The sequence below is a fragment of the Streptomyces sp. NBC_00989 genome, from assembly GCF_045162655.1.
Lineage (GTDB): Bacteria > Actinomycetota > Actinomycetes > Streptomycetales > Streptomycetaceae > Streptomyces.
Map to the genome: position 1 here is coordinate 5,478,047 of NZ_CP108728.1, position 23,350 is coordinate 5,501,396.

The 23,350-nt window shown below is 71.2% G+C and carries 22 protein-coding genes; 8 read left to right on the plus strand and 14 right to left on the minus strand.

Going from position 1 to position 23,350, the window contains the following annotated elements; all coding sequences use genetic code 11:
• Positions 1 to 47: 47 nt before the first annotated feature.
• The gene (locus tag OG714_RS23945) at positions 48 to 1,331 is read right to left on the minus strand and encodes an adenylosuccinate synthase (RefSeq protein ID WP_406123912.1); all 1,284 of its coding nucleotides are present in this window, start codon (positions 1,329 to 1,331) and stop codon (positions 48 to 50) included.
• 186 nt (positions 1,332 to 1,517) lie between these two features.
• Here OG714_RS23945 and OG714_RS23950 point away from each other — a divergent pair, with 186 nt between their 5' ends.
• Positions 1,518 to 2,432: a diacylglycerol kinase family protein gene (locus OG714_RS23950; RefSeq protein WP_406123913.1), complete on the plus strand. Its 915-nt coding sequence runs from the start codon at positions 1,518 to 1,520 to the stop codon at positions 2,430 to 2,432.
• A 183-nt stretch (positions 2,433 to 2,615) separates the two neighbouring features.
• Here OG714_RS23950 and eutC read toward each other — a convergent pair whose 3' ends face one another.
• Together eutC and OG714_RS23960 are read right to left on the minus strand one after the other, a co-directional pair.
• On the minus strand, positions 2,616 to 3,374 hold the full coding sequence (eutC, locus tag OG714_RS23955; protein ID WP_406123915.1) for an ethanolamine ammonia-lyase subunit EutC: 759 nt from the start codon (positions 3,372 to 3,374) through the stop codon (positions 2,616 to 2,618).
• Entirely contained in the window at positions 3,371 to 4,759 is a 1,389-nt protein-coding gene (locus OG714_RS23960) for an ethanolamine ammonia-lyase subunit EutB (RefSeq protein WP_406123917.1), read from the minus strand. The genes eutC and OG714_RS23960 overlap by 4 nt, the downstream gene beginning before the upstream one ends.
• A 160-nt stretch (positions 4,760 to 4,919) precedes the next feature.
• On the opposite strand from OG714_RS23960, the gene OG714_RS23965 reads away from it, so the two are divergent.
• Complete coding sequence (locus OG714_RS23965) at positions 4,920 to 6,431, plus strand: APC family permease (protein WP_406123918.1); 1,512 nt, start codon at positions 4,920 to 4,922, stop codon at positions 6,429 to 6,431.
• Between the two features lie 164 nt (positions 6,432 to 6,595).
• Here the strand turns inward: OG714_RS23965 and OG714_RS23970 are convergent, their stop codons facing one another.
• On the minus strand, positions 6,596 to 7,105 hold the full coding sequence (locus OG714_RS23970; RefSeq protein ID WP_406123920.1) for a GbsR/MarR family transcriptional regulator: 510 nt from the start codon (positions 7,103 to 7,105) through the stop codon (positions 6,596 to 6,598).
• A 73-nt stretch (positions 7,106 to 7,178) separates the two neighbouring features.
• Between OG714_RS23970 and OG714_RS23975 the strand changes: the two genes are divergently transcribed.
• The 5 genes from OG714_RS23975 to OG714_RS23995 all read left to right on the plus strand — a co-directional run bounded on the left by OG714_RS23975 (position 7,179) and on the right by OG714_RS23995 (position 11,270).
• A complete protein-coding gene (locus OG714_RS23975; RefSeq protein ID WP_406123922.1) occupies positions 7,179 to 8,084 on the plus strand; it encodes an ATP-binding cassette domain-containing protein in 906 nt (301 codons plus the stop codon).
• Positions 8,081 to 9,703 (plus strand): ABC transporter permease, encoded by a 1,623-nt coding sequence (locus OG714_RS23980; protein ID WP_406123924.1) that lies wholly within the window; start codon positions 8,081 to 8,083, stop codon positions 9,701 to 9,703. Before OG714_RS23975 ends, OG714_RS23980 begins: the two co-directional genes overlap by 4 nt.
• Before the next feature lie 63 nt (positions 9,704 to 9,766).
• The gene (locus OG714_RS23985) at positions 9,767 to 9,982 is read left to right on the plus strand and encodes a hypothetical protein (protein WP_406123925.1); all 216 of its coding nucleotides are present in this window, start codon (positions 9,767 to 9,769) and stop codon (positions 9,980 to 9,982) included.
• A gap of 41 nt (positions 9,983 to 10,023) precedes the next feature.
• Complete coding sequence (locus OG714_RS23990; protein WP_406123927.1) at positions 10,024 to 10,779, plus strand: hypothetical protein; 756 nt, start codon at positions 10,024 to 10,026, stop codon at positions 10,777 to 10,779.
• Positions 10,776 to 11,270: a hypothetical protein gene (locus OG714_RS23995; protein WP_406123928.1), complete on the plus strand. Its 495-nt coding sequence runs from the start codon at positions 10,776 to 10,778 to the stop codon at positions 11,268 to 11,270. The genes OG714_RS23990 and OG714_RS23995 overlap by 4 nt, the downstream gene beginning before the upstream one ends.
• A 16-nt stretch (positions 11,271 to 11,286) precedes the next feature.
• On the opposite strand, the gene OG714_RS24000 is transcribed toward OG714_RS23995, so the two are convergent.
• Together OG714_RS24000 and OG714_RS24005 are read right to left on the minus strand one after the other, a co-directional pair.
• On the minus strand, positions 11,287 to 11,715 hold the full coding sequence (locus OG714_RS24000) for a hypothetical protein (protein WP_406123929.1): 429 nt from the start codon (positions 11,713 to 11,715) through the stop codon (positions 11,287 to 11,289).
• A gap of 69 nt (positions 11,716 to 11,784) precedes the next feature.
• A complete protein-coding gene (locus OG714_RS24005) occupies positions 11,785 to 13,248 on the minus strand; it encodes an MFS transporter (protein WP_406123931.1) in 1,464 nt (487 codons plus the stop codon).
• A gap of 97 nt (positions 13,249 to 13,345) precedes the next feature.
• Between OG714_RS24005 and OG714_RS24010 the strand changes: the two genes are divergently transcribed.
• Complete coding sequence (locus tag OG714_RS24010) at positions 13,346 to 13,918, plus strand: MarR family winged helix-turn-helix transcriptional regulator (RefSeq protein WP_406123933.1); 573 nt, start codon at positions 13,346 to 13,348, stop codon at positions 13,916 to 13,918.
• A gap of 27 nt (positions 13,919 to 13,945) precedes the next feature.
• Here OG714_RS24010 and OG714_RS24015 read toward each other — a convergent pair whose 3' ends face one another.
• From OG714_RS24015 to OG714_RS24050, 8 genes are all read right to left on the minus strand, one after another.
• A complete protein-coding gene (locus tag OG714_RS24015) occupies positions 13,946 to 15,169 on the minus strand; it encodes a cytochrome P450 (protein ID WP_406123935.1) in 1,224 nt (407 codons plus the stop codon).
• Between the two features lie 317 nt (positions 15,170 to 15,486).
• On the minus strand, positions 15,487 to 16,155 hold the full coding sequence (locus OG714_RS24020) for a response regulator (protein WP_406123937.1): 669 nt from the start codon (positions 16,153 to 16,155) through the stop codon (positions 15,487 to 15,489).
• Positions 16,152 to 17,498: a sensor histidine kinase gene (locus tag OG714_RS24025; protein WP_406131924.1), complete on the minus strand. Its 1,347-nt coding sequence runs from the start codon at positions 17,496 to 17,498 to the stop codon at positions 16,152 to 16,154. Before OG714_RS24025 ends, OG714_RS24020 begins: the two co-directional genes overlap by 4 nt.
• A gap of 179 nt (positions 17,499 to 17,677) precedes the next feature.
• Positions 17,678 to 18,373, minus strand: coding sequence for a response regulator (locus tag OG714_RS24030; protein ID WP_406123939.1), 696 nt, complete (start codon positions 18,371 to 18,373; stop codon positions 17,678 to 17,680).
• Positions 18,370 to 19,740: a sensor histidine kinase gene (locus OG714_RS24035; RefSeq protein ID WP_406123941.1), complete on the minus strand. Its 1,371-nt coding sequence runs from the start codon at positions 19,738 to 19,740 to the stop codon at positions 18,370 to 18,372. Before OG714_RS24035 ends, OG714_RS24030 begins: the two co-directional genes overlap by 4 nt.
• 10 nt (positions 19,741 to 19,750) lie before the next feature.
• On the minus strand, positions 19,751 to 20,914 hold the full coding sequence (locus tag OG714_RS24040; protein ID WP_406131926.1) for an acyltransferase: 1,164 nt from the start codon (positions 20,912 to 20,914) through the stop codon (positions 19,751 to 19,753).
• 79 nt (positions 20,915 to 20,993) lie between these two features.
• Positions 20,994 to 21,971 carry an alpha/beta hydrolase gene (locus OG714_RS24045; protein ID WP_406131927.1) on the minus strand — a complete coding sequence of 326 codons (978 nt, stop codon included), beginning with the start codon at positions 21,969 to 21,971 and terminating at the stop codon, positions 20,994 to 20,996.
• A 272-nt stretch (positions 21,972 to 22,243) separates the two neighbouring features.
• On the minus strand, positions 22,244 to 23,161 hold the full coding sequence (locus OG714_RS24050; protein ID WP_406123943.1) for an alpha/beta hydrolase family protein: 918 nt from the start codon (positions 23,159 to 23,161) through the stop codon (positions 22,244 to 22,246).
• Positions 23,162 to 23,350 lie beyond the last annotated feature (189 nt).

Consider the following 23,350-nt stretch of genomic DNA (forward strand, 5'->3'; position numbering starts at 1 on the left):
AAGGGGACCACTCAGCCGCGGCTCCGACAGCCGCTCCAACCGTCGCCCTAGATGAACGAGTTGATCTCGATCGTCTCCGTGCGGCCGGGGCCGACACCGATCGCGGAGATCGGTGCGCCCGACATCTCCTCCAGCGCCTTCACGTACGCCTGCGCGTTCTTCGGGAGGTCCGCGAAGGTCTTGGCCTTCGTGATGTCCTCGCTCCAGCCGGGCAGGGTCTCGTAGATCGGCTTCGCGTGGTGGAAGTCGCTCTGCGAGTACGGGAGTTCCTCGACGCGCTTGCCGTCGATCTCGTACGCCACGCAGACCGGGATCTCCTCCCAGCCGGTGAGGACGTCGAGCTTGGTGAGGAAGAAGTCGGTCAGGCCGTTCACGCGGGTCGCGTAGCGGGCGATGACCGCGTCGAACCAGCCGCAGCGCCGGTCACGGCCGGTGGTGACGCCCCGCTCGCCGCCGATACGGCGCAGCGCGTCGCCGTCCGCGTCGAAGAGCTCCGTGGGGAACGGGCCCGAGCCGACACGGGTCGTGTACGCCTTCAGGATGCCGATGACCCGGCTGATCTTCGTCGGGCCCACGCCCGCGCCGGTGCAGGCGCCGCCCGCGGTCGGGTTCGACGACGTCACGAAGGGATACGTGCCGTGGTCGATGTCCAGGAGGGTGCCCTGGCCGCCCTCGAAGAGGACCACCTTGTCGTCGTCCAGCGCCTTGTTGAGGATCAGGACGGTGTCGGCGACGTACGGCTTGAGGCGGTCCGCGTAGGACAGCAGCTCCTCGACGACCTGCTCGATGGCGATCGCGCGGCGGTTGTAGAGCTTGGTGAGCATCTGGTTCTTGTTGTCGAGGGACGCCTCGACCTTCTGGGTCAGGATCGACTCGTCGTAGAGGTCCTGGACCCGGATGCCGACGCGGTTGATCTTGTCCGCGTAGGTCGGGCCGATGCCTCGGCCGGTGGTGCCGATCTTCCGCTTCCCGAGGAAGCGCTCGGTCACCTTGTCCACCGTCACGTTGTAGGGCGTGATGATGTGAGCATTACCGCTGATCAGGAGCTTGGACGTGTCGACGCCGCGCTCGTTCAGTCCGTTCAGCTCGGAGAACAGGACCGACGGGTCGACGACGACACCGTTTCCGATGACCGGAGTGCACTCCGGTGTGAGGATCCCGGAAGGGAGCAGGTGAAGGGCGTACTTCTGATCGCCCACGACTACCGTGTGGCCGGCGTTGTTGCCGCCCTGGTAGCGCACCACATAGTCGACGGACCCACCTAGCAGGTCCGTCGCCTTTCCCTTGCCTTCGTCACCCCACTGAGCACCGAGCAGCACAAGTGCGGGCACGCGCGTACACCCCTTCCGGGCGGGGCATGTCCAAGGTCAGGGGCGTACGCGGCACGTGTGTGCCCCGCACGCCGGCGACCCTCGTCGGTCGCGACCCGTCGGACCGGATGCCCCGGAATAGACGAAGCCCCTGGCGCAATAGCGCAAGGGGCTCTTGCACAAAGATGCTACCCGAGGAAGCGAGGCATGGCCGAGGTGGCGACTTTCGCGACTTCCGATCAGCTGCTGATCGTCATCGATCCGGTCGCCCGGCGCACCGACGCGGAGTCCGTCCGTATCGCGAAAGACGTGCTCAGCGCGGGTGCGGCGACGAAGGTGTGCCTGCCGGAGGGGCCCGAGGAATTCGCCCGGGTCCTGGCGCGGCGGGGTTCGCGCCGGCCGGTGGTGGTCGGCGACGACCGGGCGCTGATGCGTGCGGTGTCCCTCTTGCACCGGCAGCGGGAGCTGGCCGGATGTGCGCTGTCGATGGTGCCGGTGGGGGGTGGGCTGTCCCTGGCGGGGGCGCTGGGCATCCCCACGGGGGCGGTCGCCGCGGCGCGCGCCGTGCTCGACGGGGTCGTACGGCGGATGGATCTTCTGGTGGACGACAGTGACGGGGTGGTGCTGGGGGCGCTGCGGATTCCTTCGCTTCCTCCCATGCGGGAGGCTCCGCCGGCGGATCAGGAGGAGACGCTGACGGCGTCGTCCTCGTCCGGCTCCGGTTCCGGCTCCGCGCACGCGTCGTGGTTGCGGACGTGTCAGTCGCTGGTACGGACGCTGGTGCCGGTGCGGCCGTCTCGGGAGCCGCTCGCGGGTGTGACCCGGCTCGGGCCGCCGGCCCGGCTGCGGGTCGAGGTCGACGGGGTGACTCTGGTGGACCTGGACCAGCCGGTGGAGGGGCTGTCCGTGACGCCGGGGGCGTCGGGGTTCGCCGAGGTGGTGGTACGGCCGGTCTCGGTGGGGGCGGAGGCTTCGCCGTTGTACGCGCGGGGGCGGTCGGTCACCGTGTCCGGGGCGGATTTCCGGTACCGGGCGGATGCGGTGGTGGCGGGGCCGGTGCGGACGCGGACGTGGGTTGCGCGGGAGGGGGCTTGGGGGCTCACGCTGCCGGTGGTGGGGTGAGGGTTTCTTTCGCCCCCGCCGCCCCTACCCATCCCATCCTCCAGGGGCTCTGCCCCTTCGACCCCGACTCGGGGGCCGGCCCCCGGACCCCCGCTCCTCAAACGCCGGAGGGGCTGGGTTTTCCGGGCCCTGCTGATCAAGGAACGGAGAGGCTGAGTTAACACCGGGCCGGGTGGATTTGGGCTAGTTGTTCAGCATCGGTGCGTCCGAGTCGTCCTTCAGCGCCACCCCCGTCGCCCCCAACTCCCTCGCCCTCCCCATCAACCCCGCCAGCTTCCCCGCCGCCGTCTCGTACGTCAGGCCCAGCGGCGGGCGGATGTTGCTGAGGCAGTTGCGGTCGGCGTCCGTCGTGACGCCTGGCTTCGGGCGGTACGTCAGGTACGCGCCCAGGGAATCCGCCGCCGACATACCGGGGCGTTCGCCGACGAAGACCACGACCATCGTCGCGCCCATCGCCGAGGCGACGTCGTCGCCGAGGGCCACGCGGGCCTGTTCCGCCAGCACCACCGGGGCGACCTGCCAGGTGGTCGGGAGCAGTGCCGTCGTCGCTCGGACCATCGCCGCGCCGTGTTCGTGGACCGCACGGCTGGAGAGGCCGTCGGCGACCACGAACACCACGTCCCACTCCCCCACCGGGAGGTGTGCGCGGTCGGCGGGGTCCAACCGGCGGCCCAGGTCCGGGCGTTGGAGGTAGGTGAGGCGGTCGGGGGCCGCGCTGCGGACCCGTACGGTCGGTTCGCCCCTCAGGGCCGCCGCCACCACGTCCGGTTCGAACGGGGAGTGGACCGCGTCCCTCGCTGCCGCGTGCGCCGCCTGCAACTCCAGGCGGTGGTGGGTGGGGAGGCCCGTGCCCGCCCTGCCCAGGCCGATCCTCGCCTGGGTGTGACGGCGCAACGACGGCCACAACTCCAGTTCCACAGGAGTCACTTGACTGAGTGTCATGCCACCAGTTCCCTTCCGATCGCCGTCAACGGGTGGGTCGTACCGGACACGTCCCTGATCTCGCCGCCCTCGCCCAGCAGGCCGATCGAGGCGAGCCAGGACTCGAACTCCGGTGCCGGGCGCAGCCCGAGGACCTCGCGGAGGTACAACGCGTCGTGGTACGAGGCGGATTGGTAGTTGAGCATGATGTCGTCGCCGCCCGGAGTGCAGATCACGAAGGACGCGCCGGCCACGCCGAGCATGGTGAGCATCGTGGCGATGTCGTCGTCATCGGCGTCCGCGTGGTTCGTGTAGCAGATGTCCAGGCCCATCGGGAGGCCGAGGACTTTCCCGCAGAAGTGGTCCTCCAGGGCGGCGCGGAGGATCTGGCGGCCGTCGTACAGGTACTCCGGGCCTATGAAGCCCACCACCGTGTTCACGAGGAGCGGGTCGTAGCGGCGGGCGACCGCGTACGCCCTCGCCTCCACCGTCTGCTGGTCCACCCCGTGGTGCGCGTCCGCCGAAAGGGCGCTGCCCTGGCCCGTCTCGAAGTACATGACGTTGTCGCCGACCGTGCCCCGGCCGAGCGCCTTCGCCGCCTCGTACGCCTCGTCCAGCAAACCCAGCGTCACGCCGAAGGACGCGTTCGCCGCCTGGGTGCCCGCGATGGACTGGAAGACCAGGTCCACGGGGGCACCGGCCGCCATCAGGTCCATGCTCGTCGTGACGTGGGACAACACGCAGGACTGGGTGGGGATGGCGTAGCGCTGGATCACCCCGTCCAACAGCTCCAGCAGGTCCCGTACCGCCTTCGGGCTGTCCGTCGCCGGGTTGATGCCGATCACCGCGTCGCCGGAGCCGAGGAGCAGTCCGTCCAGGAGGGCCGCGGCGACACCCGCCGGATCGTCGGTGGGGTGGTTGGGCTGGAGGCGGGTGGCCAACCGCCCCGGCAGACCGATCGTGGAGCGGAAGGCGGTCACCACCCGCACCTTCCGCGCGACCGCGACGAGGTCCGCGTTGCCCATGAGCTTCGACACCGCCGCGACCATCTCCGGCGTCAACCCGGGTGACACGGCGGCCAGTTCACCGCCATCCGCCGCCAGCAGCCACTCCCGGAACCCGCCCACCGTCATACCGGCCACCGCCGCGAACGCCCCCGCGTCGTGCGTGTCGAGGATCAGCCGGGTCACGTCATCCGTCTCGTACGGGATCACCGGCTCGGCGAGGAACGCGGTCAGCGGTACGTCCGCCAGCGCCCAGCGCGCCGCGACCCGCTCCTGGGCGGACGCGGCGGCCAGCCCCGCCAGCCGGTCACCGGAACGCTCCGGGTTCGCGGCGGCGAGCAGGCGCGCGAGGGAGCCGAAGCGGTAGCTGTGGCCGCCCAGCGTGGAGGTGTACGTACTCATGCCGGTGACCGTACGAGGCGCGTGTTGCCCCCAGATTTCCTCAGATTTCTAAAGGTCTGGTTGACAAACATTTAACGTCCCGCAACCCTTTCTCGACTCATTGGACATACAGAGTTCCGGTCCAGTGCACCACCCGAGCAGCACGAGAGGAACCATCCCGATGGCAGTGGACGAGTCAGTCGCCCCGGCGGCGAAAGCAAGCGAGGACGGCGCCGTTCACCGGCTCAAGCCCAACGCCATCGGCCTGCTGGGCGTGGTCTTCATGGCCGTCGCGACCGCCGCCCCGATCACCGCGATGACCGGCAACGTGCCCTTCATGGTCTCGTCCGGCAACGGCATAGGCGCCCCGGCGAGCTACCTCGTCGCAATGGTCGTCCTGGCAATCTTTTCCGTCGGCTTCACCTCGATGGCGAAGCACATCACCTCGACGGGCGCCTTCTACGGCTTCATCTCCTACGGCCTCGGCCGCACCGTCGGACTCGCGTCCGGGATGCTCGCCACGTTCGCGTACATGGTGTTCGAGCCGGCCCTCATCGGCATCTTCTCGACCTTCGCCACCGGAACCTTCAAGGACCAGACGGGACTTGACGTTCCGTGGTGGGTCTTCGCGATCGTCATGCTCGCGGTCAACGCGACGGGCACGTGGTTCGGCGTCTCGGTCGCCGAGAAGCTGCTCGTCGTACTCCTCGGAACCGAGGTGACCGTCCTCGCCGCGATGGCGATCTCGGTGGCCCTGCACGGCGGCGGCCCGCACGGCTTCACCTTCGGCCCGGTCAACCCGGTCAACGCGTTCAAGGGGACGTCCGCCGGTCTCGGTCTCTTCTTCGCCTTCTGGTCGTGGGTCGGCTTCGAGTCGACCGCGATGTACGGCGAGGAGTCCCGCGACCCGAAGAGGATCATCCCCAAGGCGACGATGATCTCGGTCCTGGGCGTCGGCGTCTTCTACGTCTTCGTCTCCTGGATGGCCATCATCGGCAACGGCGAGAGCGAGGCCGTCAAGGTCGCCTCGTCGGCGAACCCGCTCGCCCTCTTCTTCAACCCCACCGAGCACTACGTCGGCCACTGGGCGGTCGACCTCATGCAGTGGCTGATGATCACCGGCTCGCTCGCCTGCGGCATGGCCTTCCACAACTGCGCCAGCCGCTACATGTACGCCCTGGGCCGCGAAGGCGTCCTCCCCTCCCTCAAGAACACCGTCGGCCGCACCCACGCCAAGCACGGCTCCCCGCACATCGCGGGCTTCGTACAGACCGTGGTGAGCGCCCTCCTGATCCTCGCGTTCTGGGCCACGAGCAAGGACCCCGCCAACGCGCTCTACGTCCTGCTCGCCATCCTCGGCACGATGGCGATCCTCGTGGTGCAGGCGGTCTGCTCCTTCGCGGTACTGGCATACTTCCGCAGCCACCACCCCGAGAGCCGGCACTGGTTCAAGACGTTCACCGCGCCCCTCGTCGGCGGCATCGCGATGCTGGCGGTCGTTGTACTTCTGGTCTCCAACATGAGCGTGGCAGCGGGCTCGGAGTCCAACTCCCTGGTCCTGAAGGCAACCCCGTGGCTGGTACTGCTGGTCGCGGCGACAGGCATCGGCTACGCCCAGTACCTGAAGCGCCGGGCCCCTGAGCGCTATGCCTTGATCGGCCGAACGGTCCTCGAAGAAACCAAGGAGCGCTGAGGTTCCCTGCCTTTAGGGGCGCGGGGAACTGCGCGACCAGCCCGCCACGGCCCTCAGACGAGTGCGAATCTGCGGGAGCGTCGTGGCTGGTCGCGCCCACGCGGCGGAGCCGCAGATCGATACAGCCCCGCGCCCCTTCAGGGCGACCCCCGAACCGGCGTTCTTCACTGCCCGAAGTTCTCCGCGCGGTACACCCGCCAACGCTCCATCATCGCCGCGATCTCCCCGTCGACGAACTCGAAAAAGGCCAGGGTCTCGGCCATGCGGCGCCCCGCCGGGGTCTCCGCGCCGAGGCTGGCGACCCCCTCGCTCAGCGCCGCCTCCCACCGCTTGAGAACGGCCTCGCGGTTGGTGAGCGCCTCGTACCACTGGTTGCCCTGAACCCGATACCGCTCGCGCCGCGAACCGGGCTCGCGCTCACGCGACACCATGTGCTGCTGCGCCAGATACCGCACCCCGCCGGAGACGGCCGCCGCGCTGATCCGCAGCTGCTCGCCCAGTTCGACGGAGGTCATCGCCCCCTCGTCCGAGGACAGCAGCGCGGCGAAGATCCGCGCGGGCATCCGCTGCATCCCCGCCTCGACGAGCTGCGCCGCGAAGGACTCGACGAACTTCGACACGGACTCCGCGTCCCGCCCACCAGACGTATCCGTCGCACCAGATGTATCCGTCATGGACCCACCCTACCCGGGCTTCACACGTTTCCTTAACTTCACAAATTTCTGAAAGAAGCGTACGTTCGGCTCCATGACGAAGGCAATCACCGTCTCCGGACTGCACAAGTCGTTCGGCAGGACACAAGCCCTCGCAGGCCTCGACCTGGGCGTCGAGACCGGCGAGGTGCACGGCTTCCTCGGCCCCAACGGCTCCGGCAAGTCCACGACCATCCGCGTCCTGCTCGGCCTCCTCCACGCCGACTCGGGCGCGGCCCAGCTCCTGGGCCGCGACCCGTGGACCGACGCCGTCGAACTGCACCGCCGGGTCGCCTACGTCCCCGGCGACGTGACGCTGTGGCGCAACCTCTCCGGGGGTGAAGTCATCGATCTCTACGGCAAGTTGCGCGGCGGTCTCGACAAGTCCCGCCGCGCCGACCTGATCGACCGCTTCGAACTCGACCCCACCAAGAAGGGCCGCACGTACTCCAAGGGCAACCGCCAGAAGGTCGCCCTGGTCGCCGCGTTCGCCTCCGACGTCGACCTGCTGATCCTCGACGAACCGACCTCCGGCCTCGACCCCCTGATGGAGGAGGTCTTCCAGCGCTGCGTGGAGGAGGAACGCGACCGGGGCCGTACGATCCTGCTCTCCTCCCACATCCTCAGCGAGGTGGAGGAGTTGTGCGACCGGGTGAGCATCATCCGCAAGGGCCGCACGGTGGAGAGCGGTTCGCTGTCCGACCTGCGGCACCTCACCCGGACCAGCGTGACGGCCGAACTCACCGGCGCCCCCAACGGGTTGGCGTCCATCCCCGGCGTGCACGACCTCGCCATCCAGCAAATTCAGAACAGTCAGGGCCACCGCGTCCGCCTCCAGGTCGAGGCCGGCCAACTGAACGCCGTACTGCGGTCGTTGAGCGAGTCCGGCGTGCGCTCGCTGACCTCGAATCCGCCGACGCTGGAGGAGCTGTTCCTCCGTCACTACCAGGAGACGGAATGACGGCCGCCGCGTTCCCCGCACGCACCGGCACCCGCACCGGCACCGGCGCCTCGCGTCAACTCGCGGGCACCGGCGCCCTGTTGCGCTTCAACCTGCGCCGCGACCGCGTGGTGATCCCGGCCTGGGTCGCGGTGACGGGCCTGATGGTCCTCTCCCTCCCCGGCTCACTGCGAAGCGTCTACTCCACCCCCGCCGAACGCGCGGACATCGCCCGCCAGATGCTCACCAACAGTTCGCTGCGCGCCACGTACGGCCCGGTGTTCAGCGATTCGCTCGGCGGTCTCACCGCCTGGCGCATCGGCGGCTACGCCGCGATCCTCGCCGGGGTCATGAGCCTGATCGTCGTCGTACGGCACACCCGTGACGAGGAGGAGAGCGGCCGTCAGGAACTCGTCTCCTCGGCGATGGTGGGCCGGCGGGCACCGCTGACGGCGGCCCTGTTGGCGGCGCTGGTCGCCAACTCCGCGCTGGCGCTGCTGATCACGGGAGGTATGGCCGGTCAGGGGGCGGCGGGAGCCCTCGCGCTCGGGCTCGGGATCGGCGGAGTGGGCATGGTGTTCGCGACGCTCGCGGCGATCGTCGCGCAGTTCACGGACAGCGGCCGGTTGGCGAAGGGCCTGACCGGCGGGCTGGTGGGCGCGGCGTTCGTGCTCCGCGCGGTAGGGGACTCGACCACCGACGACGGCTCCTCCCCCGCGACGTGGGTCTCCCCGATCGGCTGGCTGGAGAACCTGCGCCCGTTCGCGTCCGAACGGTGGTGGGTGCTGGCCCTGTTCGCCGCCGCGACCCTCGTACAGGGCTCGCTGGCCTACGAGTTGGCCGGTCGCCGGGATGTGGGCATGAGCTTCCTGCCCGCCCGGCCGGGTCCGGCCCACGGCCGTCTCGGTACGGCGGGCGCGCTGGCCTGGCGTCTCCAGCGGGGCGGCATCCTGGGCTGGAGCCTCGGGTTCTTCGCGGCCGGGGTCGCCTTCGGCGGCATCACGAAGGGCGCGGCGGACCTGGTCGGGGACAACGCCAAGACCCGCGAGATCATCGAGCGGATGGGCGGCCAGTCCGGCATCGAGAACGCGTTCCTGGCCACGATGGTCGGCATGTTCGGCATGCTGGCCGCGCTGTACGCGGTCTCGTCGGTCCTACGGCTGCACGGCGAGGAGACCGGCCAGCGCGCCGAACCGATCCTCGCGAACGCGGTCGGCCGTCTGCGCTGGGCCGCCGGCCACCTGGTCATCGCCTTCGGCGGCGCGGTCCTGATCATGCTCCTGAGCGGCCTCGGCCTGACCCTCGGCTATGGCGCCGACCCGGGCCCCATCCTCGCGGCCAGCCTGGTCCAACTCCCGGCGATCTGGACCCTGGGCGCGCTCGCGGTCCTGCTCCACGGACTCTCGCCGCGCCTGTCCCCGGCGTCCTGGGCGGCGGCCGGACTCGCCCTCCTGCTCGGCTGGATCGGCCCCGCGCTGAACCTGCCCCGGGCGGTCCTGGACATCTCCCCCTTCGGCCACCTGCCGAAGCTCCCGGGCGGAGACATGGCGTGGGGCCCGGTGATCGTCCTCACCGCGATCGCCGCCGCCCTGGTCGCCGTAGGACTGACGGCTCTACGGCGCCGCGACCTCACGACCTGACCGGGACCGCGACCCGGAACACGGCCGGGAACCTCCGGCGGCCCGCACGCGTCCGTCCCGGGCATGGGACAACGCGCGCAGGCCGCCGGAGGATGTCTGACCGCCTTGCTCGGCGCGGGAGTCGGGCTGGCGGTGTGGTCGTACGACGTCCGGGACCGCTTCCGGCGCTTCGAGGCGAGCCCCGACTGGAGTGTCCTGTACGCCGAGTTGCCGCTGGCGGTGTTGGGTGGGGTCCTGGTGTCGCTCGGCGTCTGGGCCCTGGTGCAGCGGGGCAGGTAGCACTCTCGGGCAGCACTCGACCGGGCTGAGGGGAAACGGCGTTGAGCACGAGCACGGAGGACCCCGTCGACCTCACGATGACCGCCGAGGTCCACGGGGTGCTGCGCGAGCACGCCTGGATCGGGCAGGTCAGCGCCGACCACGACCTGGACGAGGACCTGTTCGCGCTGGCGGTCAAACGGGCCGCCGCCTACGGCTGGAGTTCCACCCGTCTCGGCGCCGGCGCCGAACTCGGCGGGCAGCGCTGGGGCCACGCGGACGCCGGCGGGGACTGGTCGCGGGACGGCCGGGTGCGGCAACTCGCCTGGCTGACCGTGTATCCCGCGACCGGACTGCGCCAACAGCACCTGCCCGTCCTGCCGTTGACCCGGGTCATGGTCGACTCCCTGGGCCGGGTGGGCGAGTTGGACTTCAGGGGGCTGACGGTGCGGGTGCCGGTACAGCTCGCGCCGGACACCCGGTTCGATCTGGTGGGGGACGCGGCCTGGTTCGCCCTGGCCGCACCGGACGCACGGACGGAGGCGTTCGTCTCCGTCCTCGGCGCGGGGGACACCGAGGCGGAGCGGGTGCGCGAACTGGTCGTACAGCGCGGCCACGGACAGCTCGGCGCCGAACACCGAGCCGGAGCGCGTGACCGTACGGCCTTCGTGTGCGCGCTGCCCGAGTGGACCCCGGACGCCGCGGCCTGGCTCGCGGAGGTCTTCATCGACGCGCTGCGCGAGGTCGGCGTCCGCGACACGACGGAGATCGCGATCACCCGAACTCCCCCTCACACAACGGGAGTCACCACCCCATGAGAGTCGGGGTCACGGGACACCGCGGCCTGTCCGGCGAGGTGGAGCGGAAGGTGCGCGCGCTCATCGAGGAGACGGTCGCGTCGTACAGAACCAGTACCGGACCCGGCAACGCGGGCCTGGTGGGCGTCAGTTGTCTCGCCGACGGCCCGGACACCTGGTTCGCCCGGGCGGTCCTCGACCAGGGCGGGCAACTCGAAGCCGTCCTGCCGGCCGCCCGGTACCGCGCCGACCTGCCCGACTGGCACCACCCCGCCTACGACGACCTCCTCCACCGGGCCACGGAGGTCCACCGCACAGGGCTCGACGCCTCAGGCCCCGACGCCTACATGGCGGGCAGCGAGCTTCTCGTGGACCAGATCGATGTGCTCCTCGCCGTCTGGGACGGCCGGCCCGCGCGCGGCTACGGCGGCACAGCCGACGTCGTCACCTACGCGCGGGAGCACGACGTACCCGTGCGGGTCCTCTGGCCCGAGGGCGCCACCCGCGACTGACTTGCAGGGCAGCTGGTCAGGCGTCGGCGAGAGCCGCGGTGATCTTCTGGATCATGGCCGCTTCGGCGGGCCCGGCGGCGCCCTTGTGGGCGCGGGACGCGGCCTCCGTGATCGTGGCGACGGTGGCGCGGAAGTTCTCGACCTCGCCGGGCGCCTTGGCCTTGAGGAGGGTCACCGAGTCGGCCAGCGCGGTGAAGGTGCGGTCGGCCAGGCCGGCGGTGGAACCTCCCTCCAGATCAAGGCCCTTGGGCTTCTCGGCGAGGACGTGACCGACCAGGCCGGTCGCGGCGGAGAGCGCCTTGCCGCCGGCCATGCCGGAGCGGGTGGAGGAGATCAGGCCGGGGTCGGCGGCCGCCATCAGGGAGACGACACCGTGGGCGGCGGTCTGGAGGGTGAGCTTCTCGGCGGGGGTCAGGATCTCGGTGGGGGTGGTCTTCTCGGACATGGGGGTCTCTTTCGCCGGTGCGGGGTGGGGCGCAACTGCCGTAGGGCAGCGCGCTGTTGGAGTGGAGGGTCAGGCGGTGGCTTCGGCCTGGTTGCCGACCGCCTTGCGGGGCAGGGCGAGACACAGGGCCGCGCACAGGACGTAGGCGGCGATCGCCCAGGGGCCCGCGTGGGTGAGGGCGTCGGTGAGGCCCTTGTCGGCGTGGGAGAAGAAGGCGTTGCCGATGACGGCGACGCCGAGCGCTCCGCCGAACTGCTGGGCGGTGGAGAGGATTCCGGAGGCGCCGCCGGCGAGCCGGCCGGGGACCGTGCTCAGGATGGTGTTGACCAGCGGGATGATCAGGAAGATCAGGCCGACACCGGCCAGGAACAGGCCGGGCACCAACGGCCAGGCGCCGGTGTGCAGTTGGGCCGAGCCCTGCGCCGCGTGCCGGACCCAGAACAGGCCGCCCGCCATCACCAGGGCGCCGAGGATCAGCACGCCGCGGCCGAACGTGGCGACGAGCGGGTCGACGGCGGGGGCGGCGAGGATCGAGCCCGCGCTGAAGGCGACCATCAGCAGACCGGCCTGGGTGGGGGTGTAGCCCTGGCCGGACTGGAGCCAGATGGTGAAGACCAGGAAGAAGCCGGACATGCCGCCGTAGAAGAGGAGTTGGACGAGCAGACCGGCGGTGAAGGCGGGCTTCCTGAACAAGTCGGTGGGGAGGAGGGGGTGTTCGAGGCCTCGCCGCTTCTCCGAGACCGTCAGCACGGCGATCGCGGCCACGCCCGCGGCCAGGCAGAGCCAGCCCCACAACGGCCAGCCGTTGGAACGGCCCTGGACCAGCGGCAGCACGATCGCGACCAGGCCAGCGGCGAGTACGAGGTTGCCGAGCAGGTCGATGCGGCCGCTGAAGGCATGGTCCTTGGAGGCCGGGATCCACTTGGCGCCGAGGACGAGGACGAGGGCGGCCAGCGGGAGGTTGATGACGAAGATGGTGCGCCAGCCCCAGCCGAACAGGTCCCAGTCGGTCAGCACGCCGCCGAGCAGCACGCCCACGGCGGTGGAGATCCCGGCGATCGCGCCGTACAGGGCGAAGGCCTTGCCGCGTTCCTCGCCGTCGAACATCGTGCGGAACGAGGCGAGGATCTGCGGCATGATCACGGCCGCGGCCACGCCCTGGAGGCCACGCGCGGTGACGAGCACCCCGGCCGAGGTCGCCAGCGCGCTGGCCAGACTCGTCAGCGCGAACGCGGTGACACCGAGCAGGAACAGCTGCTTACGGCCGTACCGGTCGCCCAGGTGCCCGGCGATGATCAGCGTGGCGGCGAAGCCGAGCATGTACGCGGACACGGTCCACTGGAGGTCGGCCGGGGTGGCCTTGAGGCCCTTGCCGATGGAGGGCAGCGCGGTGTTCACGATCGACCCGTCGATCATGTCCAGCAGCGCCGCGAGGATCATCACGAACGCCGCCGCCCAGCGCTTGGGATAGGGCACCGCCCCGCTGCCGCCGCCAGCGGCTACGTTCATGGTGTTGGTCGTGCTGGACGACATGGCGTCGGCTCCTCAGCTCATCGAGTTCAGCTTGACTTTCATATATCTTGGCTTTCAAGTTAATAGCCGACAGTTACGATGCAGGGAGATATCTCGAATGTCAAGCGGAACGGAGTCGGGCGCGGGCTCGGGGACGGCCTCGGGGTCAGGCCCGGGGTCGGTAGAAGCGCGGCTGGGCGCGGCCGTGCAGGCCTACCAGAGCGCCGTCGACGACTTCGACCGCGAGCTGGCCCGGCTCATGGGGGTCAACGAGACCGACCTGCGGTGCCTGGAGATCCTTTTCGCGGTCGAGGAGATCACCCCTCGTGAACTGAGCCGGCAGCTGGGCCTGACCACCGGGAGCGTCACCACGATGCTCGACCGGCTGGAGAAACTCGCCTACCTCACCCGCACGCCGCACCCCGACGACCGGCGCAAGACCCTGATCCGGGTCACTCCGGAGGCGGCCCAGCGCGCCTTCGGCCTGATCGGGCCGTTCCTCGACGACGCCGGCCGGAAGGTGTTCGGCCGCTACACCCCCGAGCAGCTGGAACTGGTCATCGACTACCTGACCTTCTCCCGCGACGTCCAGCAGCAGCACGTCGAGCGGTTGCGGAAGACGCCCGCCGCCGGCCCCGCCCGGACGGGCGGCCGGCAGGTCCGGGGACCCCGGGGCGGGGCGGCGACGTAGGCCCAACTCGAGTCCTATGACGGGCCGTTACCCCACCTCGACGCTCAGCCCCTCCAGTCCCCGGATCACGAAGTTCGGCTTGCGTTCCGGCTCCGCCGCGAGCCGCAGCGTCGGGGCCTTCGCCAGCAACGCCCCCATGGAAGCCGCCAGTTCGATACGGGCCAGGGGGGCGCCGATGCAGTAGTGGATCCCCGCACTGAAGCTGATGTGCGGGTTGTCGGCGCGGGTGAGGTCCAGCCGCTCGGGGTCGGTGAAGACCGCCGGGTCGTGGTTGGCCGCGCCGAACAGCATCGCGATCTCCGCGCCGCGCGGGATCGTCGTACCGTCGATCTCGATCTCGTCCAGCACCCACCGCTCGAAGAGCTGGAGCGGGGTGTCGTAGCGCATCAGCTCCTCAACGGCGGAGGGGATGAGGGAGTGGTCCGCGCGCAGGGCCGCCAGCTGATCCGGGTTGCGGAACAGGGCCCACCAGCCGTTCACCGTGGAGTTCACCGTCGCCTCGTGGCCCGCGTTCAGCAGGAGGACAGCGGTGGAGATCAGCTCCTGTTCGGTGAGGCGGTCGTCGTCCTCGTCGTGGGCCGCGATCATGCCGGAGATGAGGTCGTCACCCGGGTTCTTGCGGCGGACCGCGATCAACTCGCGTAGATACGAGGAGAATTCGTTCGACGCGCGGACCGCCTTCGCCGCCGTGTCCTCGGACGGGCTGAGTTCGTACATGCCGCAGATGTCCGCCGACCAGGGGCGCAGCGGGGCGCGGTCCGACTCCGGGATGCCGAGCATCTCGGCGATCACCGCGACGGGGAGGGGCTCGGCCACGTCGGTGAGCAGGTCGCCGCCGCCCTTGGCCACCAGGGCGTCCACCAGTTCACCCGCCAACTGGCTCACGTACGGCTTGAGTTGCTCGACCGTGCGCGGGGTGAACGCCTTCGAGACCAGGCGCCGGATGCGGGTGTGGTCCGGGGGCTCCAGGTCGAGCATGCCGTGGTCGTTGAGGGTGTGGAAGGGCTCGTGCTCGGGCGGGGGTGCCGTACGGCCGAAGTCCTCGTGGGTGAAGCGGTGTTGGTAGGTGCGGCCGAGGCGGCGGTCGCGGAGGAGTGCCGAGACGTCCGCGTGCCGGGGGACGAGCCACTGGTCGGTGGGCTCGTAGTAGGTGACCCGGCCCCGGTCGCGCAGTTCGGCGTAGGCGGGGTACGGGTCGGACACGAACGCCGGGTCCCAGGGGTCGAAGGCGAGGTCGTCAGCAGCTGCCATGGACGGACGCTAACCGTTGGGCGGGCTTCTGACCAGGGGTGTCTTGAGTGTTGTCCACAGCCTTGTGGACCGTCGTACCGCGTGACGGCCCGGCGCGCGCACTACTCGGCGGCCACCCTCGCACAGGCGGCCGGCGGTGAACGGCTGCCCTCGCTCGCCGCGGACGGCTGCGCGGTGCTGCGCGTGCTCACCCCGGCGGCCACGCCCGTCGCGACCCACGGGCATCTGCTGGTGCCGGGGGACGGGGAGCCGGACAGCTGGGTGATGGTCGACCAGTTCGAGGAGATCGTCCGGCCCGGCGCGCTGGCGGTGCCGGATCACCCCGGTCTCACCAGCCTCGCCTCGTACGCGAACACCGCCGCCTGCGTACGGTCCCGCAGCCCCAGCTTCACCAGGACGCGGCTGACATGGGTCTTGATCGTCGACTCGGCGACCACCAGCCGCTCGGCGATCTCCCCGTTCGACAGGCCCTGCGCGATGAGGACCAGCACCTCCGTCTCCCGCTCGGTCAGATCCCCGTACGTCCCCTGCTGCGCGCTGGGCATCAGGCGGGGCGTCTCGGACAGCTTCGAGAACTCCGTGATCAGCCGCTTGGTGACGGAGGGCGCGAGCAGCGCCTCTCCTGCCGCCACCACCCTTACCCCGTCGGCGAGTTGACGTGCCGAGGCGTCCTTGAGGAGAAAGCCGGAGGCTCCCGCGCGCAGCGCCTGGTACACGTACTCGTCGAGGTCGAACGTGGTGAGCACCAGCACCTTCGCCGCGCCGTCCGCCGCGACGATCTCCCGGGTCGCCTCGATGCCGTTCATCTCCGGCATGCGGATGTCCATCAGGACGACGTCCGGGGCCAGTTCACGCACCCGCTCGACCGCGTCGCGCCCGTTCACCGCCTCGCCGACGACCTCGATGTCCGGCATCGCGCCCAGCAGGACCGAGAAGCCCTCGCGCACCATCATCTGGTCGTCCGCGATCAGTACGCGGATCGTCATACGTCACCTCCGCTCGCACTCGGCACCGGTTCCACCGCACTCGGGACCGGCAGGAACACCGTCACCTCATAGCCGCCGTCGTCCGCCGGGGCCGACGTCATCTCGCCGTTCAGCATGGAGACCCGCTCCCGCATCCCGGTGATGCCGTGCCCCGCGCCCGGCGAGGGCTTCACCAGGCTCGGCTCGGGCATCGGGCCGTTGACTATCCGCAGGCCCAGCCCGCCCAGCACGTAACCGATCTCCACGCGGGCACTCGCGCCGGGCGCGTGCCGCAGGGTGTTGCTCAACGCCTCCTGCACGATCCGGTACGCCGACAGCTCGACGCCCTGCGGGAGTTCACGCACCGCCCCCGTCACCGCCTTGTCGACGCTCAGGCCGGCGTCGCGCACATTGGCGAGCAGCGCGTCCATGTCGGCGAGGGTGGGCTGCGGGGCGTCGGGCGCCTCGTAGTCCTCCGCGCGGACCACGCCCAGGACCCGGCGCAGCTCGGTCAGGGCCGCCACCGCGTTCTCCCTGATCGTGACGAACGCGCGCTCCAGCTCCGGCGGCGGGTTCTCCACGCGGTAGGGCGCGGCCTCCGCCTGGATGGCGACCACCGACATGTGGTGGGCGACCACGTCGTGCAGCTCACGGGCGATCGTCGTGCGCTCCTCCAGGAGGGTGCGCCGGGAGCGCTCGTGGGCCGTCACCGTCAGTTGGGCGGTGACCTCCTGCCGGGCCTCGCGGCGTATCTGCCAGACCGCGACGCCGAGCAGGACCAGCGCGGAGCTGAACAGCACCTCCGCCGTGTCGGAGCGGAAGGAGCGGCCGCCGGCGACGCTGCCGGCGATGAAGCCGTAGACCGCCGTCAGCGCCCACATCCAGGCGGCGGTGCGCGGCCGGGTGCGGATGGCCACAATCGTCAGCACGAACAGATGGCAGGCGAAGCTGCCGGCCAGCCACGGCCACGAGTCGTCCCACTCGTTCGCCAGCATCGTGCCGACCGGGGTGGCGACCATGGACACCCAGAACGCGCCGACCGGCCGCACCAGGGTCAGCAGCACCGGCAGCAGGGCGAGCAGACCGAGGATCGTGTTGGTGCCCGCGCCGCGGATCGCGTTGTCCGAGGCGATGAACATCGCGAGCAGGCCGGCCGCGACGATCAGGGCGTGCGGGGTCCAGGCCGCGTACTCCCGCGCCCGCCCCTTCAGGCGCCGGGTCAGCGGGCCTTGGGCGGTGGATCGGGGCAACGGGCGGTAGGCGAAGGCGTCGTGGAGGAACAGTTCCTGCCGCAGCCCGCGCAGGGCGTCCACGGCCAGCCTGTACTCCGGGCTGCGCGGCTTGGTGGCGGCGCCTGGCGGCATCTGCTGGGTCGTATCGGTCACGTTCAAAACGGTAGGCGGCGGGGCGGGTAGCCGTCGTCACCTGTGAGAAGGGTCCTGGTCCGTCCGTCTCAAGTACTACGGGTATGCCTGACGGCCTGGTTTCACGGGCACGGGTGGCTGCCGTGGCTGCCGTGGTCACCGCCGCGGACACCGTGGCTTCAGCGGCCGCCGCCCGGCCTGACCAGCCCCGACTCGTACGCGAACACCGCCGCCTGCGTACGGTCCCGCAGGCCCAATTTCACCAGGATGCGGCCCACATGGGTCTTCACGGTCTGTTCGGCGACCAGCAGGTGCTCGGCGATCTCCGCGTTCGACAGGCCCTGCGCGATCAGCGCGAGGACCTCCGTCTCGCGCTCGGTGAGGTCGCCGACGCGTGACTTCAGCGGGGTGCGCGGTGTCCCGTTCAGCCGGGAGAACTCGGCGATCAGGCGACGCGTGACACCGGGCGCGAGCAGCGCGTCGCCGGCCGCCACCACCCGTACCGCCTCGGCCAGTTGGTCGGCGGACGCGTCCTTCAGGAGGAAGCCGGAGGCGCCGGCGCGCAACGCCTCGTACACGTACTCGTCGAGGTCGAAGGTGGTGAGCACCAGCACCTTGATCTGCGGGGTCGCGACGGTGATGCGGCGGGTCGCCTCGATGCCGCCGAGTTCGGGCATGCGGATGTCCATGAGGACGACGTCCGGGGCGAGTTCGGCGACCTTGGCCACCGCGTCCAGGCCGTCGACCGCCTGGCCGACCACCTCCATGCCGGGCTGGGCGTTGAGCAGCACGGTGAAGCCCTGCCGGACCATCTGCTGGTCGTCGGCGATGAGTACACGGATGCTGCCGTTGGTACCACTGGTGCCGCTCGTCATGGGTTCTCGTCTCCTTTCGGGAAGATGATCTCGGGGAAGGGAGGCCCGCCGGGGATGACGGGTTCGTCGGGGAGGGCGACGCCGTCCCGGGGCAGGAACGCGACGATCGCGAAGCCGCCCTGGAATGTTCTCGTCGCGGTCAGGTGTCCGCCGAGCATCGACGCGCGCTCCCGCATCCCGAGCAGGCCGTGACCGGCACCCGGGGAGGGCGGGGCGGCTTGCTGCGGCCGGGAGTTGGTGACCGTCAGCTGGAGCCCCTCGGCGAGATGGGTGACCTCGACGGCGACCGTGGAACCGGGCGCGTGCCGCAGCGCGTTGCTGAGCGCCTCCTGGATGATCCGGTACGCCGACAGCTCCACGCCGGGTGCCAGCGGGCGCGCCTCGCCCCTGACGTCGCTGCGCACGTCGAGACCGGCGGTCCTGGTGTTCTCGATCAGGGCGTCCAGCCGGTCCAGCGTGGGCTGCGGGGCGTCGGGGGCGGCACCGGTGCCGGGGGCGGCCAGGGTGTACGGGTCGTCCGGGGACTCCGGGTCCTCCGAACGGAGCACGCCGAGGACCCGACGCAGTTCGATGAGGGCTTCGAGGGCGTTCTGTCTGATGCCCTCCAGGTTCTCCCTGAGTTCCGCCGACGGGTTCTCGACCAGGTGGGGCGCCACCTGTGCCTGGATGGAGATCACCGACATGTGGTGGGCGACCACGTCGTGCAGCTCGCGGGCGATACGGCTGCGCTCCTCCAGGAGGGTGCGGTGGTGCCGCTCCTCCGCCGTGATCGTCACCTGTTCGACGAGCTGGGTACGGGCCTCGCTGCGACCGCGCAGGGCGGTGCCGACGAGGACGGCCACCGCGCAGACGGCGACCGCGACCGTGCCCGTCGAGGAGTAGCGCTGGGCGCCGATCAGTCCCTGGACGACGTAGGTCACCAGACCGGTCACGGCCAGCGCCGCGAGGGCTCTGCGGGTGGGTTCCCGCAGCGCCAGGAACAGGAGGACGACGGCCTGGACGAGGACTTCGGTGGTGCTCCAGGGCCAGTTGGGGCCGGGGAGCGGCGGACTGTGTGACAGCGCGGGGCGGCCCGCCAGCGCGGTGACGGCCGTGGCACCGAGGGACAGGGCCCAGGCGGGGACGGGGCGCCGCAGGGCGAGGACCAGGGCGGCAGCTTGCGCGAGGCCGGCCAACAGGCCCTGGAGTTCGCCCAGTTCGTAGTCGCGCATCAGCTCGTCCGTGCCGGACAGGAAGACGCCGAGGGCGGCGAGGACGATGAGGACGTACGTCAGGCGACGGAGCCAGCGGCGTTCGGAGATCTGTGGCGCGGAGGCCGGTGCGGATGGTCCGGGTGCGGGCTCGGCACCGTCGGCGGCTGGGTTCACCTGGTCAACCCTAGGCACGGTGAAGGCTCTTCGCTCGGGTGCGGGTGCGGGTGTGGATGAGGGCGCGGATCGGGCGGGGGCGCGGGTCCTGCTCGTACGTCCGGAACGCCGTCCAGCAGATCGTCAGGGCCAGCGCGAACACCGGGAGCCAGGCCACCCGAGCCGCGACCCACGTCAGCCCGTCGGGGTGGGTGTGCAGTCCGGGCAGATGGCCGGCGGGGAGAGTCGTGGCCGTGGTCGCCATCAGGGCCGTCTGGTGCCAGAGGAAGATCGTCATCGCGGAGAGGTTGACCAGGGCCACCGCCGACCAGGCGAGCGGACGGCGCATCGTCCGGCGCAGCCGGTCGCGGAGGAGTAGGGCGAGGCCGCACTGGGCCAGGCCGAAGGTGACGGCGGCCAGGGTCGGCGGGTCGAGGTTGGAGATCGTGGCGCCGGGGACGCCGACCATCGACGCCGGATAGCCGGCCCACAGGACGAGTACCGCCGTCGCCGCCGTACCGCCCGCCAGCAGGACCCAGCCCGCCCGGGCGCGGTCCAACTCGCCCCGGGTCCAGGCCGCGCCGAGGGTGTACGGCACGAGCCAGCCCGCCGCCACGTTCACCCAGCCGAGCCAGGATGGGCCGCCGAGTCCGAAACGGATCAGGTCCACGTGCAGTACGACGGCCAGCGGCCACAGCGGGTTCAGCCGGGCCACGAGGGGCGTGGCCGCCGTCAGGCCCGCGAACACGACCAGGAACCACAGCGGTGACAGCGCCAACTTGACCAGCGTGCGCACCGTTTCGAAGTCCGCGCCGGACAGGAGCAGCGCGATCGCCGTCACCGTCCACAGGGTGAGGACCGCGGCCGCCGGCCGGAACAGCCGGGTCAGCCGGCCGGTCAGCCATTGGCCGTACGTCGTGCCCCGGGCCCGCGCGGAGGCGTAACCGCGGGTCGCCACATGGCCGCCCACCAGGAAGAACACCGCCAGTGTCTGGAAGGCCCAGGAGATGGGCGCCAGCCACGGCATGTGCTGCAACGGGCTCGCCGTGTGCAGCGCGCCGCCGTCCGCGACCAGGGCCGTCACCAGCCAGTGGCCCAGGACGACACCGAGGATCGCGAGGGCGCGCAGGGCGTCCACGGCGCGGTCCCGGTCGGGCGGGGTCGTGGCGTCGAGGCGGGCGGCACCGCGCCGTATGCCGTGCGTGCCGCGCCGTATGCCGCGCAGGCCGCCGTGCGGTATCCCGATGCCGTCCGTCGTGCCGCTCAGGGTCCGGTCACGCATGGGTCACCTCCGAGGTCTCGCCCAGGACGATCCGGGCGAGGTTGGCCAGGGAGGCCGTGCCCGGGGTGAAGTAGTCGCTGTGGCCGACGTCGCCGGCCGCGAAGACGTGGGCGCCGAACGCCGGGGACACCGGATCGGTACCGAAGCCGACGGTCGTGCCGAACAGGTCCGCGCTGACGTGCGGGACGCCGCCGACCCAGTCGTCGGCGCCGCGTGCCGCCCAGACGCGGGCCGGGGTGCGCAGACCGGCGGCGGAGTCGACCCCCGTCCCGGGGCTGCCGATCAGGGCGATGTCGGACACGGCCAGACCGGCGGCGGCCCGGCCGCAGACGACCGTGCCGTACGAGTGGCACACCAGCGTGACGTGCGCCCCGCGGCCGGTGACGGCGTGCAGCCGGCGTATGAACTCCCGCAGGTGCGGGGCCGCTTGGTCCGCCCTGTCGGCCGTCAGCACCGTGGTGCTCACCGTGCGCGGGGTTTGGTAGCCGAGCCAGGACACCACCGCCGTACGGGAGTTGGGGGCGTCCCGGGTCAGCCGGCGGTGCAGGTTGAGCGCGGTCGCGCGGAAGCGGTCGTAGGTGTCGAGCGTGGTGTCCGAGCCGGGGACCAGGACGGCCACGCGGTCGGCGTGCGCCAAGTCGCCGAAGACTTCCGTCGCTTGGCCCTCTCCCCGGCCGTCGAAGGCGAGGAGGTTCCGGTCCGGGTCGGCCATCGCGCGGTCCGCCGCGGCGCGACCGTCGTCCCCGTCGGCGGCGGCCATACGGGACGCCTCGGCGGCGTTGGCCCGGTTCGCCGCGTACGCCTCGTCCAGCGTGGCCGGTGTGAGCGGGGCGAGGGTGGCGGGCACCGGCGCGGGGATCTCCGGCCGCGCGGCGGCCGAGAGGGGGATCACCACGGCGCCGGTGACGAGCGCGGCGAGCAGTGCGCGGCGCCATCTGCCGGTACGGGCGCGGGTGCCCGCCCGCGGCACGGACCCCACGGAGACTTCCGCGCCCAGCCCGCCGGTCGCTGCCTCGGCCACGCCCACGTCGAGCCGCGCCCCTGTCCCCGCCCCTGTCCCCGCCCCGATCCCCATTCCCGTATCCCTCCCAGTCCGCCCGCCGGTCGGCCGCCGGGCTCATCTGGAAGGAAAATTACGGATCCGTGCTCGTCGTCCGCGTCACACCAGGGAGCTCATCTGCGCCGTAGCTCTCAGGTATTACGGGTATGACCGGGGCGGGCAGGCACCCACGCGGCGGCTGCTCACCAAGCCAGCTGTGCGATCTCCTCCGCCACCACCGCGCACGCGTCCGCCGCCGGGTCGATCAGCGGGAAGTGGCCGACGTCCTCCAGCAGGGTGAGGCCGACGACCTCACCCGACTTCGCCGCCGCGTCCGCGTAGGACTCGGCGACCGCCTGAGGGACGACGTCGTCGGCGCGGCCCTGGACCAGGGTGGTCGCGATGCCGGTGGGGAGCAGGAGCGACGGGTCCGCGTACGGCAGGCGCTCGGCGAACCTGGCCTGCCCGCCCAGGAGTTGACCGGCCGCTCCGTCGCACACGGCGAGCTTCTCGGCGACCGTGAAGTCGGCGATCGGGGCGAGGGCGACCACACCGCGCAGCGCGGCGGGGGCGCCGGTGCGCCAGGGGGCGTCCTTCGGGAGGACGTGCCGGGCCGCCGCCCACAGGGCGAGATGGCCGCCCGCCGAGTGCCCGGTGATCACCGTGCGGCGCGGATCGGCCTGCGGCAGCGCCTCCCGTACGAGCGCGGGGAGCGCGTCCAGCGCGGCGGCGACATCGTCGAAGGTGTCCGGCCAGCGCCCCGCGACCGGGCCTCCGGCGGCGCCGATCGCACTGCCCTGCGCCGGAATCGAGGCACCCTCAGCAGAACTCGCGGGCCCCCGCCGGTACTCGACGTTGGCCACCGCGAACCCCCGTCGCGCCAGGAAGTCCGCGAACGGGGTGATGTGCCGGCGGTCGTACGGGGCGCGCCACGCGCCCCCGTGGAGTACTACGACCAGGGGTGCGGCCTCGCCCGGCACGCGCTCGCCGCGCGGGGCGTAGAAGTCGATCACCTGGTCGGGGTGGTCGCCGTACACGGCGGTGCTGTCGGGGTCGACGGCGGGGTGCGAGAAGGCCGACTCCTCTTCTGCTGCGGCACGTGCGGCTGCGTCGTCCGGCATGCTCCAACCTCTCAGCGAAGAAACGGATTTGGACGGTTCGGATGTGGCGGACCTGGAGAAGATTGCGGCCGTTGGCGGGACGCTACCAGGCCGGTGACGTGCGCGGACACGCGGATGTCACGCTGGGTGAGGGTTAAACGGTTCTGCTGTTTCGTTACGCTGACGCCGTGCCCGTCACGGCACCTCATC